The organism is Pedococcus sp. (assembly GCF_036000045.1).
GTDB lineage: Bacteria > Actinomycetota > Actinomycetes > Actinomycetales > Dermatophilaceae > Pedococcus.
Genome location: NZ_DASYGF010000016.1, coordinates 136,056 through 153,476, shown reverse-complemented (window position 1 = coordinate 153,476; position 17,421 = coordinate 136,056). Strand labels below are relative to the sequence as shown.

At 70.0% G+C, this 17,421-nt stretch carries 17 protein-coding genes; 7 read left to right on the top strand and 10 right to left on the bottom strand.

Annotated elements, in window-relative coordinates:
• The first annotated feature begins 8 nt into the window (after positions 1-8).
• From disA to VGN50_RS02945, 3 genes are all read left to right on the top strand, one after another.
• Positions 9-1,085 (top strand): DNA integrity scanning diadenylate cyclase DisA, encoded by a 1,077-nt coding sequence (gene disA, locus VGN50_RS02955; protein ID WP_327443143.1) that lies wholly within the window; start codon positions 9-11, stop codon positions 1,083-1,085.
• Entirely contained in the window at positions 1,082-1,984 is a 903-nt protein-coding gene (locus VGN50_RS02950) for an A/G-specific adenine glycosylase (protein ID WP_327443142.1), read from the top strand. The genes disA and VGN50_RS02950 overlap by 4 nt, the downstream gene beginning before the upstream one ends.
• 136 nt (positions 1,985-2,120) lie before the next feature.
• Positions 2,121-3,443 (top strand): MFS transporter, encoded by a 1,323-nt coding sequence (locus VGN50_RS02945; RefSeq protein WP_327443141.1) that lies wholly within the window; start codon positions 2,121-2,123, stop codon positions 3,441-3,443.
• Here the strand turns inward: VGN50_RS02945 and VGN50_RS02940 are convergent.
• The 5 genes from VGN50_RS02940 to paaK all read right to left on the bottom strand — a co-directional run bounded on the left by VGN50_RS02940 (position 3,440) and on the right by paaK (position 9,816).
• Positions 3,440-3,958, bottom strand: a complete 519-nt coding sequence (locus VGN50_RS02940; protein ID WP_414694533.1) for an amino-acid N-acetyltransferase — start codon at positions 3,956-3,958, stop codon at positions 3,440-3,442. The genes VGN50_RS02945 and VGN50_RS02940 overlap by 4 nt on opposite strands.
• The gene (locus VGN50_RS02935; RefSeq protein ID WP_327443139.1) at positions 3,942-5,105 is read right to left on the bottom strand and encodes an LCP family protein; all 1,164 of its coding nucleotides are present in this window, start codon (positions 5,103-5,105) and stop codon (positions 3,942-3,944) included. Before VGN50_RS02935 ends, VGN50_RS02940 begins: the two co-directional genes overlap by 17 nt.
• Positions 5,106-5,232: 127 nt before the next feature.
• Positions 5,233-7,746 (bottom strand): ATP-dependent Clp protease ATP-binding subunit, encoded by a 2,514-nt coding sequence (locus VGN50_RS02930; protein ID WP_327443138.1) that lies wholly within the window; start codon positions 7,744-7,746, stop codon positions 5,233-5,235.
• Between the two features lie 204 nt (positions 7,747-7,950).
• Complete coding sequence (locus tag VGN50_RS02925) at positions 7,951-8,463, bottom strand: hypothetical protein (protein WP_327443137.1); 513 nt, start codon at positions 8,461-8,463, stop codon at positions 7,951-7,953.
• A gap of 75 nt (positions 8,464-8,538) precedes the next feature.
• A complete protein-coding gene (paaK, locus tag VGN50_RS02920) occupies positions 8,539-9,816 on the bottom strand; it encodes a phenylacetate--CoA ligase PaaK (RefSeq protein ID WP_327443136.1) in 1,278 nt (425 codons plus the stop codon).
• A gap of 61 nt (positions 9,817-9,877) precedes the next feature.
• On the opposite strand from paaK, the gene VGN50_RS02915 reads away from it, so the two are divergent.
• Positions 9,878-10,963 (top strand): S-(hydroxymethyl)mycothiol dehydrogenase, encoded by a 1,086-nt coding sequence (locus VGN50_RS02915; protein ID WP_327443135.1) that lies wholly within the window; start codon positions 9,878-9,880, stop codon positions 10,961-10,963.
• Entirely contained in the window at positions 10,960-11,592 is a 633-nt protein-coding gene (locus VGN50_RS02910; RefSeq protein ID WP_327443134.1) for an MBL fold metallo-hydrolase, read from the top strand. The genes VGN50_RS02915 and VGN50_RS02910 overlap by 4 nt, the downstream gene beginning before the upstream one ends.
• A gap of 34 nt (positions 11,593-11,626) precedes the next feature.
• Here VGN50_RS02910 and VGN50_RS02905 read toward each other — a convergent pair whose 3' ends face one another.
• Together VGN50_RS02905 and VGN50_RS02900 are read right to left on the bottom strand one after the other, a co-directional pair.
• A complete protein-coding gene (locus VGN50_RS02905; protein WP_327443133.1) occupies positions 11,627-12,454 on the bottom strand; it encodes an Fpg/Nei family DNA glycosylase in 828 nt (275 codons plus the stop codon).
• 6 nt (positions 12,455-12,460) lie between these two features.
• The gene (locus VGN50_RS02900) at positions 12,461-13,354 is read right to left on the bottom strand and encodes a Ku protein (RefSeq protein WP_327443132.1); all 894 of its coding nucleotides are present in this window, start codon (positions 13,352-13,354) and stop codon (positions 12,461-12,463) included.
• 94 nt (positions 13,355-13,448) lie between these two features.
• On the opposite strand from VGN50_RS02900, the gene ligD (VGN50_RS02895) reads away from it, so the two are divergent.
• Together ligD (VGN50_RS02895) and ligD (VGN50_RS02890) are read left to right on the top strand one after the other, a co-directional pair.
• On the top strand, positions 13,449-14,429 hold the full coding sequence (gene ligD / locus VGN50_RS02895; protein ID WP_327443131.1) for a non-homologous end-joining DNA ligase: 981 nt from the start codon (positions 13,449-13,451) through the stop codon (positions 14,427-14,429).
• Complete coding sequence (gene ligD, locus VGN50_RS02890) at positions 14,426-15,298, top strand: non-homologous end-joining DNA ligase (protein ID WP_327443130.1); 873 nt, start codon at positions 14,426-14,428, stop codon at positions 15,296-15,298. Before ligD (VGN50_RS02895) ends, ligD (VGN50_RS02890) begins: the two co-directional genes overlap by 4 nt.
• Positions 15,299-15,305: 7 nt before the next feature.
• Here the strand turns inward: ligD (VGN50_RS02890) and VGN50_RS02885 are convergent, their stop codons facing one another.
• From VGN50_RS02885 to lysS, 3 genes are all read right to left on the bottom strand, one after another.
• Complete coding sequence (locus VGN50_RS02885) at positions 15,306-15,632, bottom strand: Lsr2 family protein (RefSeq protein ID WP_327443129.1); 327 nt, start codon at positions 15,630-15,632, stop codon at positions 15,306-15,308.
• An 84-nt stretch (positions 15,633-15,716) separates the two neighbouring features.
• Complete coding sequence (locus VGN50_RS02880) at positions 15,717-15,905, bottom strand: lysyl-tRNA synthetase (protein WP_327443128.1); 189 nt, start codon at positions 15,903-15,905, stop codon at positions 15,717-15,719.
• On the bottom strand, positions 15,902-17,419 hold the full coding sequence (lysS, locus tag VGN50_RS02875; protein ID WP_327443127.1) for a lysine--tRNA ligase: 1,518 nt from the start codon (positions 17,417-17,419) through the stop codon (positions 15,902-15,904). The genes VGN50_RS02880 and lysS overlap by 4 nt, the downstream gene beginning before the upstream one ends.
• Between the last annotated feature and the right edge of the window lie 2 nt (positions 17,420-17,421).

Sequence of the window (17,421 nt, the reverse complement as noted above, 5' to 3'; positions counted from 1 at the left end):
ACGTGAGAGTGGAACTTCGCGAGGACGACGCGCTGCGCGCCACCCTCGCAGCGGTGGCCCCTGGCACCGAGCTGCGTGACGGTCTCGAACGGATCCTGCGCGGCCGCACCGGCGCGCTCATCGTGCTGGGCCACGACCGGACGGTTGAGAGCCTGTCGACCGGAGGCTTCCCCCTCGACGTGGAGTTCTCGGCGACCCGCCTGCGCGAGCTCGCCAAGATGGACGGCGGCATCGTGCTCGACCGTGAGGCGTCACGGATCCTGCGGGCCGCGACCCAGCTGGTGCCCGACCCGTCGATCGAGACCAGCGAGTCCGGCACCCGCCACCGCACCGCCGAGCGCGTGGCCAAGCAGACCGGCTACCCCGTGATCTCGGTGAGCCAGTCGATGCGCATCGTCGCCATCTACGTCGACGGCCGCCGCTATGTCCTCGAGGACTCCAGCGCGATCCTGTCCCGCGCCAACCAGGCGCTGCAGACGCTCGAGCGCTACAAGTCGCGGCTCGACGAGGTCACCGGCACCCTGTCAGCCCTCGAGATCGAGGACCTCGTCACCGTCCGTGATGTCGCGAGCGTCCTGCAGCGCCTCGAGATGGTGCGCCGGATCAGCGACGAGATCGCGGGCTACGTGGTCGAGCTCGGTGTCGACGGCCGCCTGCTCACCCTCCAGCTCGAGGAGCTCACGGGCGGGCTCGGCAACGACCGCGAGCTGGTGATCCGCGACTACCTCCCACTGGCCAAGGTCAGCCTGACGGTGGACGAGGCCATGGCCGCCCTCGAGGAGCTGACGTCGACCGAGCTGCTCGACCTGGCAGCCGGCGCCAAGGCCGTCGGCTTCACCATCGGCGGGGACGCGCTCGACTCCGCGGTCAGTCCCTGCGGCTATCGGCTGCTGACCAAGGTGCCGCGCCTTCCAGGCGCCATCGTCGACCGCCTCGTCGAGCACTTCGGCAGTCTCCAGAAGCTGCTCGCGGCCAACCTCGAGGAGCTCATGGACGTCGACGGTGTCGGCGAGGGCCGCGCCCGCGCCGTCCGCGAGGGCCTGTCCCGCCTCGCCGAGTCGAGCATCCTCGAACGCTACGTGTGAGCGCGTCGCCCTCCACCTCTGCGCTGCACGAGCGCGTGCTGGAGTGGTATGCCGCGCAGGCCCGCGACCTGCCCTGGCGCCGTCCCGATGCCTCGCCGTGGGGCGTCTTCGTCTCTGAGATCATGCTCCAACAGACGCCCGTCGCCCGCGTGGAGCCGGTCTGGCGCGCCTGGATGGAGCGCTGGCCCGATCCTGCGGCGCTGGCCGCGGAGCCGCCCGGTGAGGCTGTGCGGGCATGGGGGCGGCTGGGCTACCCACGGCGGGCGCTGCGCCTCCACGCGGCCGCCACGGCGATGGTCGCGAGCTACGGCGGCCTGGTGCCCGACACCGAGGAGACCCTGCTGACCTTGCCTGGGGTGGGGACCTACACCGCTGCCGCAGTAGCGACCTTCGCCTTCGGAGAGCGCACGGTCGTTGTGGACACCAACGTCCGCCGAGTGCTGGCCCGCGTGGTCGGTGGCGAGCAGTACCCACCCCGATCGCCGACCCGGGCCGAGCTGGCGGTCGCCGCCGCGCTGGTGCCGCCGGACCCGTCCGCGGCCCGGAGGTGGAGCGTCGCCGTGATGGAGCTCGGAGCCTTGGTCTGCAGCGCCCGCGCACCGCGGTGCGGCGACTGCCCCGTCGCGGCCCAGTGCCGTTGGCGGGCCACCGGCCACCCCCCGCACACGGGGGCTCCCCGCAAGGGGCAGGCATGGGCCGGCACCGACCGGATGGTTCGGGGGGCCCTGCTCGCGATCCTTCGGGCCAGCGACGCACCGGTCGAGCGATCCGCCCTCGACGCAGTCGCGGCCGAGCCCGGCCAACGAGAGCGATGCCTGGACTCACTCGTCGCGGACGGGCTGGTCGAGCCACTCGACCATGGCTTGTTCCGGCTGCCCGGCGAACGCAGGGCGAGCTGAGATGACCCCCAGCCCCGAGCCCGACGCGGATCCGCACGCCGGCCCGCAGCCCGAAGCCGGCCCGGGGCCAAGAGCCAGCCAGGCGCGGCGCACCGCTTCGGCGCTGGCTCACGGCGCGTCTCGGACGGGACGCATCATGGGGCGCGGAGCCCTGGCCGGGGCCAGGCTGGCCGGACGCGGTAGCCGCGCCGGGGCTCGCCGGGCCCGCGCCTACACCCACTCCGCAGGTGCGGGCGAGAGTGGTCTGGCCCGCCTGGTGGAGCTCCACTTCGTCACCGGGTGTGCCGACGCGGCACTCACCGTCAGCCTCGCCGGGACCATCTTTGCGATGCCCACGGACGAGGCACGCGGGCAGGTGGCGCAGTTCCTGCTGCTCACCATGGCACCGTTCGCGGTGCTCGCGCCGTTCGTGGGGCCGCTGCTCGACCGGTTCCGTAACGGCCGACGGTGGGCCATCGGCACCACACTGGCGGTCCGCGCCTTCCTCTCCTGGGTGCTCGCCGGGGTGGTCACCGGTGGGTCTCCCTGGCTGTTCCCGGCCGCCCTCGGCTGCCTCGTCGCCTCGAAGGCCTACGGGGTCAGTCGCTCCTCGGCGGTGCCGCGTGTCCTCCCCCCGGGATTCAGCCTGGTCAAGGCCAACTCGCGACAGGCGCTCGCGGGGGTGGCGAGCATCGCCGTGGGCGGAGGCCTGGCTGGCGCCCTCGCGCGGGTGGGCGCCGAGTGGTCCTTGAGGTTCGCCTTCCTCATCTATGTCGCCGGCACGGTGCTGGCGATCCGGCTGCCGGCCCGGATCGACTCCAACGTCGGCGAGCGCTACCTCGAGGACACCGTGCCGGTGGAGGTCGGGGAGGGCGGGCCACCTCGCGGGCGCGGGGCGAGGGCGTGGCGAGCGCGCATCGCTGCGCTGCCGACGACGGTGCGGGCGTCGTTCGCGTGCGCCGTCGGCGCCCGGCTGCTCACCGGATTCCTCACCCTGTTCATGACATTCCTCATGCGTGAGCATCCCCTCCCGGGCTACGGCGGCACGGAGGTGCTTGCCCTCGTCGCCGGGGCCGCAGGCCTGGGCAACGCCGCAGCGACCCTCGTGGGCAACGCACTGGGTCGCCGCCGCCCCGACCTCATCGTCTCCGCGACGCTCATCGTCGACGTGCTCGCCACTGGGGCCACAGCGGTCTTCTACTCCCTGACGACCCTGCTGGCCCTCGGTCTGGTCGCGGGGCTGTCGGCGCAGCTGATCAACCTGGCCGGAGACGCGATCATCCAGCGCGACATCGTCGAGTCGGTCCGCACCCGCATGTTCGCCTGGTCGGAGACGGTGCGTCAGATCGCCTGGGTGGTCGGGGGCGGCATCGGCATCACGCTGCCGCTGGTCCCCCGCCTGGGCTTCGGCGTGATCTCAGGGGTCCTTCTGCTCGTCCTGGTCGGCGCGGTGCGCATTCGGGTGACCGGACGCCGCTAGAGGGTGCGCAGCATCCGGGTGTTGCCGAGGGTGTTCGGCTTGACGCGCTCGAGGTCGAGGAACTCCGCCACACCCTCGTCATAGGACCTCACGAGCTCGGCATACACCTCCGGCTCGACCGCCTGGCCCTCGATCGCCTCGAACCCGTGCCGCGCGAAGAACCCCACCTCGAACGTGAGGCAGAAGAGCCGGCTCACCCCCAGGTCGCGGGCATCGTCCATCAGGGTCGTGAGCAGCGAGGCGCCGACCCCCTTGCCGTGTGCGTCGGGGCTGACTGCCAGGGTGCGGATCTCGGCGAGGTCCTCCCACATCACGTGCAGCGCTCCACAGCCCACGACCCGACCACCGAGCTCGGCCACCCGGAACTGTTGCACCGCCTCGTAGTAGGTGACGGCATCCTTGGTGACCAGTACTCCGGCCTCGGCGAGTGGCGCGACGAGATCGCGGATCGCGCGCACGTCGGAGGTGCGGGCCGACCGAACCACCACTTGAGCGCCGTCAGCCAAGCCGGCCATCCTTGATGTCCGCGAAGAGGGCCGGGGCCTGGGGAGAGAGCTCGACGATCGACTGGTTCCCACGCATGGTGCCCACACCGGGTGCCACCTTGCTGCGGAACCGCGCCGGCGACGTGCGGAAGGCCATCGACGAAAGCGTCAGGATCTGCTCGGCGCTGAGGTTGGAGGCGACATGGGGGGTGAAGCGGGTCAGGTAGCCAGGGATCGCGCGGGGCCCGGCAGCACGCGCCATCACGGCCGCAGCCATGATGATCAAGCCCTGGTTCGCGGACCGCCCGAAGTCACCGCCGGGCACGGTGTCCCGGTCTCGCGCGAAGTTCAGCGCCCGGAACCCGTTCAGCAGGTTGGGGCCCTTCTTCACCAACGTGTCTCCGAGCGTGCCGATGACGGTCGTGGGTGCGTTGAACCGCAGTCCACCGATCGCGTCCACCGACGCCTGGAAGCCGGCGAAGCCCGTCAGCACATAGCCCTCGACGGTGACGCCTGTCAGGGAGGTCACCGTCTCGACGAGCTTGTCGGGCCCACCGAGGGACAGGGCCGAGTTGATCTTGCCGACTCCACCGATCGCCAGGGGCACGTAGGAGTCGCGCGGGATGCCCACGATGCCGCCCGAGCCCTGCCCGTCGAACGCGACGATGTGCAGGCTGTCACCGCGGGAGCGGCCCACATCCTCACCGGGCCGGGCGTCCGAGCCGACGACGAGGACTCGACGCACCCCGGTGGGCTGGGCCGCGACCTTCATGGAGGGCCACCAGCCGCCCACGACGCGCCAGGTCGGAGCCTTCACCAGCAGCGTCACGTCCTTGCCGGCCGTGACGACCGCGATCGGGGTCCTGCCCCAGGTGCCGAGGCTCCCCGCGGTCGCCACGGCGCCCTTGAGCGGAGTGCGGGCGTGCAGCGGTCGCACGACGGCCGGGCTCGCCGGCACCGCCCCACCGTGGTAGAGCGACGTCATCACCGCCAGCAGGTCCGGCGGCAGCCCGCGACCGGTCACGGCCGTGCTCTTCGGGGCCGGTGTCGGCGCGGGAGGGGTCGTCGTGTGCGAGACGGCCGGCTTGGGCTTGCTCCCGGAACAGGCGGCAGCCACCAGAGGCGCGGCAAGCAGGCCGGTGAGTAGCGGTCGACGGGGGAGCTTGGGCAGATTCACGCGCCCAGGGTACGTGGCAGAGCAGCGGAAATCGGACAAGGGCAGGCGTGCCGACCAGAACTGCACAGACAGGTATGCCGCGTGGTCACCCACGCGGCATACCTGATCTGTCTGCTCGGGGCGGACGTCAGTCGCTGCTGTCGCCCACGGTCTCGATGACCGGCAGCTCGATGCTGCTCGGGTGAGGCGTGCCCACGAACGTGAACGTCGCGCTCTTGCCCTCGCCCTCGGCGTCGACGAGCACCAGCTCGCCGGCCTTGAGCTCGCCGTAGAGGATCTTCTCGGACAGTACGTCCTCGATCTCGCGCTGGATCGTGCGCCGCAGCGGGCGGGCGCCGAGCACGGGGTCGTAGCCCTTCTTGGCCAGGACGTTCTTGGCCGCGACGGTGAGCTCGATGCCCATGTCCTTGTCCTTGAGCCGCTTGTCGAGCTTGGCGATCTCGAGGTCGACGATGGCCACGATCTCCTCCTGCGTGAGCTGGGGGAAGACGATGGTGTCGTCGACGCGGTTGAGGAACTCGGGGCGGAAGTGCTGCTTGAGCTCGTCCGTGACCTTGTTCTTCATGCGCTCGTAACCGCTCTGGGTGTCCGCGCCGGCCGAGAAGCCGAGCGAGCCCTTGGAGATGTCACGGGTGCCGAGGTTGGTGGTCATGATGATCACGGTGTTCTTGAAGTCGACCATCCGGCCCTGGGAGTCGGTGAGGCGGCCGTCCTCGAGCACCTGCAAGAGGGTGTTGAAGATGTCGGGGTGGGCCTTCTCGACCTCGTCGAACAGCACCACCGAGAACGGCTTGCGACGGACCTTCTCGGTCAGCTGGCCGCCCTCTTCGTAGCCGACGTAGCCGGGCGGGGAGCCGAAGAGCCGCGACACGGTGTGCTTCTCGGAGAACTCGGACATGTCGAGCTGGATGAGGCTGTCCTCGTCACCGAACAGGAACTCGGCCAGCGTCTTGGCGAGCTCGGTCTTACCGACGCCGGTGGGGCCGGCGAAGATGAAGGAGCCACCCGGACGACGCGGGTCCTTGAGCCCCGCACGGGTGCGGCGGATCGCCTGGGACAGCGCCTTGATGGCGTCGTCCATGCCGACGATGCGCTTGTGCAGCTCGTCCTCCATGTGGAGCAGGCGGCTGGACTCCTCCTCGGTGAGCTTGAAGACCGGGATGCCCGTGCTGGCGGCCAGCACCTCGGCGATGAGCTCCTCGTCCACCTCGGCGACGACGTCCATGTCCCCGGACTTCCACTGGGACTCGCGCTCGGCCTTGCGGGCGAGCAGCTTCTTCTCGTCGTCGCGCAGGTGTGCGGCCTTCTCGAAGTCCTGGCCGTCGATGGCCGACTCCTTCTCGAGGCGCACGGCGGCGATCTTCTCGTCGAACTCGCGCAGGTCCGGCGGAGCGGTCATCCGGCGGATGCGCAACCGCGCGCCCGCCTCGTCGATGAGGTCGATCGCCTTGTCGGGCAGGAACCGGTCGTTGATGTAGCGGTCGGCCAGGTTGGCCGCGCTCACCAGGGCGCCGTCGGTGATGGAGACCCGGTGGTGGGCCTCGTAGCGGTCCCGAAGCCCCTTGAGGATCTCGATCGCGTGGCTCAGTGTGGGCTCGGCAACCTGGATCGGCTGGAAGCGCCGCTCGAGGGCCGAGTCCTTCTCGATGTGCTTGCGGTACTCGTCGAGGGTGGTCGCACCGATGGTCTGCAGCTCACCACGGGCCAGCATGGGCTTGAGGATGCTGGCGGCGTCGATGGCGCCCTCGGCGGCGCCTGCACCGACGAGGGTGTGGATCTCGTCGATGAACAGGATGATGTCGCCGCGGGTGCGGATCTCCTTGAGGACCTTCTTCAGGCGCTCCTCGAAGTCACCGCGGTAGCGGCTGCCGGCCACGAGCGCGCCGAGGTCGAGGGTGTAGAGCTGCTTGTCCTTGAGCGTCTCGGGCACCTCGCCCTTGACGATGTCCTGGGCGAGCCCCTCGACCACAGCGGTCTTGCCGACACCGGGCTCGCCGATGAGGACAGGGTTGTTCTTGGTGCGGCGGGACAGCACCTGCATGACCCGCTCGATCTCTTTCTCACGTCCGATGACCGGGTCGAGCTTGCCCTCTCGCGCCGCCTGGGTGAGGTTGCGGCCGAACTGGTCGAGCACGAGCGAGCCCGCCGGGGTGCCCTCCGGCTGGACGCCGGCGCCGACACCCGCGGTCTGGCCCTCCTTGCCCTGGTAGCCGGAGATGAGCTGGATGACCTGCTGGCGCACGCGGTTGAGGTCGGCTCCCAGCTTGACGAGGACCTGGGCGGCGACGCCCTCGCCTTCGCGGATCAGGCCGAGCAGGATGTGCTCGGTGCCGATGTAGTTGTGGCCGAGCTGCAGGGCCTCACGCAGGCTCAGCTCGAGGACCTTCTTGGCGCGCGGCGTGAAGGGAATGTGACCACTCGGGGCCTGCTGGCCCTGGCCGATGATCTCCTGGACCTGCTCGCGGACCGACTCCAGCGAGATGCCGAGGCTCTCGAGAGCCTTGGAGGCGACGCCTTCACCCTCATGGATGAGGCCGAGCAGGATGTGCTCCGTCCCGATGTAGTTGTGGTTGAGCATGCGCGCTTCCTCCTGCGCAAGCACGACCACCCGACGGGCTCGGTCGGTGAACCGTTCAAACATCTCTCTGCTCCTGCCTAATCGAGATCACCTCGATGCTATCCGTGCTGTCTGACCCTGGCGTACGCCTTTCGCCGACCGATACTCGATCGGGACGAAGGAGCGAGGCCGTGCGGCCGTTCACCGTGCGCAACGCCGGGGGTGGACACCCTGTTCCCGGACCTGAGCGCGGTCCGCTCATGTTCGCCGTGAGCGGACGGCATACGGTCAGGCCCCGGGGCCCTTCTTGCGGACCTCGTCCACGCGGGCCATGGCCTCGCGCAGCTCACCCAGCCAGCTGTCGGAGTTCTCGCCGACGAGCTTGACGCACCACGCGAGCGCGTCGGCGCGCGACCGTGCGACCCCGGCGTCGACCAGGGTGTCGAGGACCCGGCGCTCGGGCTGGCGCAGCCGGGTCATGACGGGGGCGGCGAGGTGGGTGAAGAGGGTCTCGTGCTCGCCCACGCGCACGGCCCAGGACACCTTCCGGCCGCTGAGGTGCTCGAGCTCGCGAGCAATCTCGATGCGCCGCTCGCGCGTCTCCTCGCGGAAGGTCTTGGCGCGGGCCGCCGCTGCGAGCCCGCGCTCGGTCTCGTCGGCGTCGTCCGCCAGCTCGGGCGCGGGAAGCGACCCGACGATGATCAGCTCGTCGCGGTCACGGCGGACCTCGACGGGGCCGGTGAACCAGTCGTCCGGGAGGCGGCCGGCCAGCCACGCCTCCGCGGTTGTTCGTGTTGTCATGTAATCATGATTACTCGCCTTCGCGACAAAGCCCAGAGCGTCCGCCCAGGGCTGAACGTCGGCGCGACAAGCCCCTCAGCGGAGCTCGCGCTGGTCGCTGATCCGCTTGGCCTTGCCGAGCGAGCGCTCGAGGCTGTGCGGGGCGAGCACCTGCGCGCGGATGGTCACGCCGACGCGGTCCTTGACGCGGCGTTCGAGGTCCCGCCCGAGTGCGGCCGCCTGCCCCTCGCTCGTCGTCTCGGCCCGCTCGACCTGCACCGTCAGCTCGTCGAGCCGCCCGGGCCGGGTGAGGACGCACAGATAGTGCGGGCTGAGCCCCGCGACCGCGAGCAGCTGCTCCTCGATCTGTGAGGGGAACACGTTGACGCCGCGCACGATCATCATGTCGTCGGTGCGCCCCGTCACCTTGGCCATGCGGCGGAACTGCGGGTATGCCGTGCCGGGCCGGAGCGTGGTCAGGTCACGGGTGCGGTAGCGCACCACCGGCATGGCCTGCTTGGTGAGCGAGGTGAACACCAGCTCCCCCTCCTCACCGTCGGGCAGCACCTCCCCGGTGATGGGGTCCACCACCTCGGGGTAGAAGTGGTCCTCCCAGATGTGCAGCCCGTCCTGCGTGCGCCCGGACTCCTGGCTCACGCCGGGACCCATCACCTCGGAGAGGCCGTAGATGTCGACGGCGGTGATGGAGCTGCGCCGCTGGACCTCCTCGCGCATCTGCTCGGTCCAGGGCTCGGCCCCGAAGATGCCGATCTCGAGGGATGTCGATGCTGGATTGATTCCTTGCGCCTCCATCTCGTCGAGGATGGCCAGGAAGTACGAAGGCGTCACCATGACGATCCGCGGCTGGAAGTCCATGATGAGCTGGACCTGACGCTCGGTCATGCCTCCGCTCACCGGCACGACGGTGCAGCCCAGCCGCTCGGCTCCGTAGTGTGCGCCCAGTCCCCCGGTGAACAGTCCGTAGCCGTAGATCACGTGCAGGAGGTCGCCAGGCCGCCCGCCTGCGGCCTCGATCGAGCGCGCCATGACGGTGGCCCAGGTGTCGATGTCGTCCTTGGTGTACCCCACCACCGTGGGGCGGCCCGTGGTGCCGCTCGACGCGTGGATCCGGGCCACCTCCTGCCGCGGCACCGCGAACATCCCGAACGGGTAGTTGGCCCGCAGGTCGGCCTTGGCGGTGAAGGGGAACCGCGCGAGGTCGGCGAGCTCGCGCAGGTCCTCAGGCCGGACGTGCGCCTCGTCGAAGGCTCGCCGGTAGTGCGGCACGTTCTCGTAGGCGTGAGCCAGGCTCCAGCGCAGGCGCTCCAGCTGGAGGGCGCGCAGCTCTTCGATGGTCGAGACCACGGTGTCCATGACGCCCAATCTAGGATGCAGACCTCTCACTGGGATCGTCGTCACCCGAAGGAGCCGTTCCATGCCGAGCACCGTCAAGGGAGTCATCGCCCGCGCGAAGGGGGCACCGGTCGAGCTCGTCGACATCGTGGTGCCAGACCCGGGTCCGGGCGAGGCCGTGGTCAAGGTCGAGACCTGCGGCGTGTGCCATACCGACCTGCACTACCGCGAGGGCGGCATCAACGACGAGTTCCCCTTCCTGCTCGGCCACGAGGCCGCAGGCGTGGTGGAGGCGGTCGGCGACGGCGTGACCGAGGTCGCGCCGGGCGACTTCGTCATCCTCAACTGGCGCGCGGTCTGCGGGACCTGCCGGGCCTGCGCCAAGGGCAAGCCGCAGTACTGCTTCAACACCCACAACGCCACGCAGAAGATGACCCTGACGGACGGCACGGAGCTGTCCCCAGCCCTGGGCATCGGTGCGTTCGCGGAGAAGACGCTGGTGGCCGCCGGCCAGTGCACCAAGGTGGACCCCGAGGCAGACCCGGCCGCCGTGGGACTGCTCGGGTGCGGGGTCATGGCCGGCTTCGGCGCCGCGGTCAACACCGGCGGCGTGCGCCGTGGCGACTCGGTCGCGGTGATCGGCTGCGGCGGGGTCGGCAACGCCGCGATCGCCGGCGCGCGCCTCGTCGGCGCCACAACGATCATCGCCGTTGATGTGGACGACCGGAAGCTGCAGTGGGCCAGGGACTTCGGCGCCACCCACACCGTCAACAGCCGTGAGCAGGATCCTGTGGAGGCGATCCGCGAGCTCACCGGCGGCTTCGGCGCCGATGTCGTCGTCGAGGCCGTCGGGCGGCCCGAGACCTACGAGCAGGCCTTCTACGCCCGTGACCTGGCCGGCACCGTCGTCCTGGTCGGAGTCCCGACACCGGAACTCGAGGTGACCCTGCCCATGATCGAGATCTTCGGCCGCGGGGGCGCCCTCAAGGCCTCGTGGTACGGCGACTGCCTGCCGAGCCGCGACTTCCCGATGCTGGTCGACCTCTACCGACAGGGCCGGTTCGACCTCGGCGCGTTCGTGTCCGAGACGATCGCGCTGGACCAGGTCGAGGGCGCCTTCGACGAGATGGGCCGCGGCGAGGTGCTCCGCTCGGTGGTCCGACTGTGAGCGGCCCGCTGCGGGTCGACCGCGTCGTCACCTCGGGGACCTTCAGTCTCGACGGCGGCACCTGGGACGTCGACAACAACGTCTGGGTGCTCGGCGACGACCAGGAGTGCGTCGTCGTCGACGCGGCACACGACGCCGGCCCGATTCTCCACGCAGTCCGGGGCCGTCGCGTCACCGCGATCCTGCTGACCCACGGGCACGACGACCACATCGGCGCCGTTCGCGACCTGACCGCGGCGACCGGCGCGCCGGCATACCTGCATCCGCAGGACCGGATGCTGTGGGACCGGGTCCACGCCGTGGCGCCGGATCGCGACCTGGCCGACGGCGAGGTGATCGAGGTGGCCGGGGTGGGGCTGCGCGTCCTGCACACGCCCGGTCATGCTCCAGGTGCGTGCTGCTTCCACGTACCGGCCCTCGACGTCGTGTTCACCGGCGACACGCTCTTCCAGGGCGGCCCGGGCGCCACCGGCCGCTCGTTCAGCGACTTCCCCACGATCGTGCGGTCGATCCGGGCCTCCCTGCTGACGCTTCCTGCCGAGACCGTCGTGCACACCGGGCACGGTGACGACACGACGATCGGCGCCGAGGCCGGCGACCTCGAGGAGTGGTTGGCCCGCGGCCACTGACCGGGTGCCGGCACCCTGGGGCCGGCGGGGGCAGTCAGCGGCGGCGCTGACAGCGGCCGCACCAGAACAGGTTGCGTCCTGCGACGACCTGGGTGCGGATCCGCGAACCGCACACCCGGCACGGCTCGCCGGCGCGCTTGTAGACGTAGGAGACTCGCTCGTCGAGCCGCTCCTGGGTTCCCGCCGCGACGGCGGCCCGCACCTGCTCGACCTGCTCCGCGACGGTGACGATCTTGCCCGTCGCGACCCCGAGCGGAAGCAGCTCGACGAGGTCCAGCCAGATGGCATCCCAGGTGGTGCGCCGGATCTCCTTGCCGGGCCGGAACGGGTCCACGCGCTGCCGGAACAGGATCTCGCTGCGATAGACGTTGCCGACGCCGGCCAGCACCGCCTGGTCCATCAGCAGCTCGGCGATCGTCTTGCTGCTGCGCGACAGCTTGCGCCACGCCAGCTCGGGGTCGGGCTCGGGTCGGAGGGGGTCCGGCCCGAGCCGGGAGGTGACCCCCTCGACCTGCTCGGGAGTGATCACGGCGCACAGGTTGGGGCCGCGCAGGTCGGCCACGTGCTCGTCGGTGGCCAGCCGGAGCCGGACCTGTCCGACCACGGGGAGCTCACCGGCATACGGGCGGTCGTCGATGGTGAAGGTGCCGATCAGGCCGAGATGCACGTGCAGCCAGGCGTCAGCCTCGAACTCCACGAACAGATGCTTGCCCCACGACGTGGCGTGGACGAACGTCCGCCCTGACAGGAGCGCGGCTCCCGCGGCGAACTTGCCCTGGGGGCTGCTAGCGACTGGCTGCCTGCCCCGGTATGCCGCGTCGAGGTCGCGCGCGAGCGCGAAAAGCGTGTGTCCTTCGGGCACGCCGGCTCAGCTGGCCTTCTTGGAAGCCTTCTTGGCGGCGGTCTTCTTGGCGGTGGTGGCCTTCTCCGCCCCGGACCTCGCCGTGGTCTTCTTGGCCACGGGCTTGGCGGTCTCGGTCTCGCCGCGCGACGCCTTGGCCTTGTCGACCGAGCGCTTCAACGCCGCCAGGAGGTCGACGACCTCGCCGGACTCCTCCTTGGCTTCGGGCGCCGTTCGCACCTCACCGCCCTCGACCTTGGCCTTGACCAGGGACTCCAGCGCCGCGGCGTAGTCGTCCTCGTAGTCGTCCGGCTCGAACTCGCCGGCCAGCTGCTCGATGAGCAGGTCGGCCATCGCGAGCTCCTGCTTGGTCGCCTTGGCGTCGTCCCCGAGCGTCGCGAAGTCGGGCTTGCGGATCTCGTCGGGCCACAGCATGGTCTGCATGACGATCACGCCGTCGTGGACCCGCAGCACGGCCATCGTCATCCGGGTCCGGATCGACACCGTGACGACCGCGACGCGGTTCTCCTTCTCGAGTGCGTCGCGCAGCAGGAGGTACGGCTTGGTGGAGGCCTTGTCGGGCTCGAGGTAGTACGACTTGTCGTAGTACATGGGGTCGATCTGGTCGGCCGGCACGAACTTCTCGACGGAGATCTCCTTGCTGCTGGCAGCGGGCAGCTCCTTGAAGTCCTCGTCGGTGAGGACGACCATCTCGCCGTCCTCGGTCTCGTAGCCCTTCGCGATGTCGTCGTAGGAGACGATCTCGCCGTCGATGCTGCAGACCCGCTGGTACTTGATGCGTCCGCCGTCCTCGCGGTGCACCTGGCGGAACTGCACGTCGTGGTTCTCCGTGGCCGAGTACAGCCGGATCGGGACGTTGACCAGACCGAAGGACACCGCGCCCTTCCAGATCGCTCGCATGCCTCGGATCCTCCCGTATGCCGCAGTTTCGGTCCAGCCTCGCACCTGCGCAGTGACCGCTGCGCCTCTCCAGCCTATGCGTCAGGATGACCTCATGCGTCCCATGCTGGCCACTGTGGCCTCGGCCATCCCGCAGGGGCGGGACTGGGTGCATGAGGTGAAGTGGGACGGCATGCGCGTGCTCGCCGATGTCCACGGCGGGCGGGCGACGCTCCTGTCGCGTGCCGGCAACGACGTCACCGTCTCCTTTCCCGAGCTGGCCGGTCTGGGCGCGCTCTACGACGACATGCTGCTGGACGGCGAGGTGGTGGCCCTCGAGAGCGGCCGCCCCTCCTTCGGGGCGTTGGCCGAGCGCATGCACGTGCGCGACGCGCGCAAGGCGGAACGGCTCTCGGCCATCCGCCCGGTGACGCTCATGGTCTTCGACCTGTTGCGGCTGTACGGCACCGACCTCACGGCCCAACCCCTGGCCGCCCGCCGCGAGATGCTCGAACGCCTCGACCTCGACGGCAGCCACTGGCAGGTGCCCCCCGTCTACGACGACGGGGACGAGCTGTTCGCCGCCACCTCCGAGCAGGGCCTCGAGGGCATCGTCTCCAAGCGGCTCTCCTCCCCCTACCTGTCCGGCCGCCGCTCGGGTGACTGGCTCAAGTCGCCGCACCACGCGACGGTCTCGGTCGTGGTCGGCGGCTGGCGCCCGGAGAAGACCAACGACTCCGGACGCCTCGGCGCCGTCCTGGTCGGACTGCCCGACGGCGCCGGCGGTTGGCGCTATGCCGGCGGCGTGGGCAGCGGGATCGCCGGCCGGGCCGCGGTGCACCTGGCGGCCGCGCTGGCCCCACTGCGCCGTGACGGCTCGCCGTTCAGCACCGAGGTGCCCCGCCTCGACGCGTCGGGAGTCACCTGGGTCGAGCCCGTCCTGGTGGTCGAGGTGCGCACCCTGGAGGTGACCCGGGACGGTCGGCTGCGGCAGCCGGCATACCTCGGCATCCGCACGGACCTGACGCCCGCGGACCTGCAGCACCCGGCCGAGCCTGACGCGCATGTCGAGGCGCCCGGCGGTGAGCCCCGATGAGCGAGAACGCCTCCGTGCTCGTCGACGGCCGCAAGCTCAAGCTGACCAGCCTCGACAAGCTGATGTACCCGGCGACCGAGACGACCAAGGGCGAGGTGCTGAGCTACTACGCGCAGGTGGGCCCGGTGCTGTTGCGCCATCTGGCGGCGCGGCCGGTGACCCGGGTGCGCTGGCCCCATGGCACCGGGGACCAGAGCTTCTTCGAGAAGAACCTCCCCTCGGGGGCGCCGTCCTGGCTGCCTCGGGTCAAGGTCGACGACGTCACGTACCCGATGGTCGACGACCTCGCCCAGCTCACCTATCTGGTCAACCTCAACTCCATCGAGCTCCACGTCCCGCAGTGGCGCGTCGACGAGGACGGCGAACGCCTCAACCCGGACCGGCTCGTCATCGACCTCGACCCCGGGGTCCCGGCCGGGCTCGCCGAGTGCGCCACAGTGGCCCTGCTCGTGCGCGAACGGCTCGGCGCGCTGGGGCTGGACCTCTTCCCCATCACCAGCGGGAGCAAGGGCATGCAGCTGTATGCCGCGCTGCCCGGCGAGCTCACCTCCGACCAGGTGCGCGACCTGACCCAGCAGCTGGCCCAGGAGCTCACCAGGCGGCACCCCGACCTGGTCGTCTGGAAGATGACCAAGTCACTGAGACCCGGCAAGGTGTTCTTGGACTGGAGCCAGAACGTCGCCGCGAAGACGACGATCTGTCCTTACTCACTGCGCGGCAAGCTGACACCCACGGTCGCGGCCCCGCGAACCTGGGACGAAGTCGAGACGGGCGCCCAGGGGGGCCGGTTCGAGCACCTCATGTTCGACGAGGTCCTCGAACGCCTCGAGGAGTCCGGGGACCTCGCCGCTGGCCTGCTCGTTGAGTGAACCTCGGTCAGTGAGCCTTGTCGTAGGCCGCCTGGATCTCGGCGGAGATGCGACCCCGCTCGCTCACCGTGTGGCCGTTCTTGCGAGCCCACTGGCGGACGTCAGCAAGGTCGCGCTTTCCGGCGGTACGGGAGGCCGGACGACCCGCGGCGCGGCGACCACCGGCGCGTCGAGCGTGACCGATATACGTAGCCAGAGAATCGCGAAGCTGCGCCGCGTTTGCTGAGCTCAGGTCGATTTCGTAGGTGGCCCCGTCGAGGGCGAAACTCACGGTCTCGTCGGCCTCAGAGCCGTCGATGTCGTCCTCGAGAACAATGTTGACGCGCTGAGCCATGCGAATTCCTTCCGAGCGAGAATGGGCGACTCCAAAATAGAGCCTGTTCCCCCGAAAGGGAAATGGCTTGAGCCATTCACGATCTCAGGCAGTCGGCCCATTGTCGTCGGAATGTCCGATTTCGGGCTGGTGTTCTTGGGTGCGCTCCCACTGGGAATGTGCGAGCCTTTCCTTCCGGTCGCCCTCGATCATGTTCTTGATGACCAACCAGAAGAGGAAGCCGACACCCGCCGACGGGATGAGCGCGGCAAGATAGGGCCACAACGTGCTCATCGGCCACTCTCCGGCTTCAGATGCGGAAAGAGAATTGTCTCGCGAATGTTGGTACCGGTGAAGAACATGACGAGGCGGTCGATACCGAACCCGAGGCCACCCATCGGCGGTGCGCCGTATTCGAGGGCGCGCAGGAAGTCCTCGTCGAGCTGCATGGCTTCGGGGTCGCCTCCGGCCGCGCGGATCGACTGGGCGGTCAGCACCTCACGCTGGACCACCGGGTCGATCAGCTCGGAGAAGCCCGTCCCGCGTTCCACCCCGTCGATGATGAGGTCCCACGCCTCGATGTGACCCGGCTTCGAGCGGTGTGGCCGCGCCAGCGGCTGCGCGATCGCGGGGTAGTCGCACAGGAAGGTCGGCTGGAGCAGCTGGGGCTCGACGAGCTCGCCGAGCAGCTCGAGGAAGACCTTGTCCTTGTCCCAGGCCGGGTCCAGCGGGACGTCGTGCTTCGCGGCATACGCGGAGAGGGTCTCGACGTCGGTGTCGATGGTCACCGTCTCGCCGACCACCTCGGACACCGCCTCGTAGACGGGAAGCCAGCGCCACGGGCCGTCGAGGTCGACCGTGCCCGAGGCCGTCTCCACCTGTCGTGACCCCAGAGCGTCGGCCACCCCCAGGTAGATGTCGCGCATCAGCTCGGCGATCGTCGTCTGGTCGCCGTACGCCTGGTAGGCCTCGAGCATCGTGAACTCGGGGCTGTGCGTGGAGTCCACGCCCTCGTTGCGGAAGATGCGGCCCATCTCGTAGACCCGGTCCACCCCTCCAACGACGGCCTTCTTGAGGTTGAGCTCCAGGGCGATCCGCAGGCTCATCGCCTGGTCGAAGGCGTTGAGATGAGTGAGGAACGGCCGGGCGGCCGCACCGCCGTGGATCAGCTGCAGGACCGGGGTCTCGACCTCGAGGTAGCCCTGCGCGTCGAGGACCGCACGGATCGCCGACAGGGCGGTGGCCTTGGTGCGGACCATGTCACGCGCCTCCTGGCGCACGATGAGGTCCGCGTAGCGCTGCCGGACCCGCGACTCCTCCGACAGGTCCTTGTGCAGCACGGGCAGAGGGCGCAGGGCCTTCGAGGCCATCTCCCATCGCTTGGCCATGACGGACAGCTCACCGCGCTTGGAGGAGATCACGCGTCCCTCGACGAAGACGTGGTCGCCGAGGTCGACGTGGGACTTCCAGGCGGCGAGCGCCTCCTCGCCGACCTCAGCGAGGCTCAGCATGACCTGGAGCCTCGTGCCGGCCCCCTCCTGGAGCGTCGCGAACGCCAGCTTGCCGGTGTTGCGGACGAAGATGACGCGGCCGGCGACGCCCACCACGTCGTCGGTCTCCTCGCCGGTCTCCAGGTGTCCCCACTGCTCGCGCACCTCGGCGAGCGTGTGCGTGCGCGGCACCGCCACCGGGTACGGCTGGATGCCTTGGGCCAGTAGCCGGTCGCGCTTCTCGCGCCGCACGCTGACCTGCTCGGGCACGTCGGCGGCGGGCAGGAGCGCAGGGGCGTCCGTAGCGGTGTCGTTCACCC